The organism is Colwellia sp. BRX10-1, assembly GCF_014077545.1.
Lineage (GTDB): Bacteria > Pseudomonadota > Gammaproteobacteria > Enterobacterales > Alteromonadaceae > Colwellia_A.
The window spans coordinates 1-226 of the sequence record NZ_JACGWC010000152.1 but is presented as its reverse complement, the minus strand read 5'-3'; the positions used below and the strand labels follow the sequence as shown (position 1 = coordinate 226).

Here is a 226-nt window from a genome sequence, read left to right as displayed (position 1 = left end):
TAACTACCATCGGTATTTAAAGTTAACTCACCTTCAGTGAGGGTAACGGTGTCACCTGCACTATATGTATTACCACCAACAGTAAAACTCGTTACGGTTAGTGGACCGTCTGCTGTTTCAGCATTGTCTAAAACATTGCCTGTGGCTGTTGTATCTTCTGCAACAGTGACAGTTTCATTATCATCGCTCAGATCAGAAACTGGAGTTACTGAAATCGTTAAGGTAG

At 41.6% G+C, this 226-nt stretch carries 1 protein-coding gene; it reads right to left on the bottom strand.

Annotation, left to right across the window (positions count from 1 at the left end):
• Window positions 1-226: hypothetical protein (locus H4J75_RS19915; RefSeq protein WP_182223087.1), on the bottom strand; the 226-nt coding region annotated here is incomplete at both ends.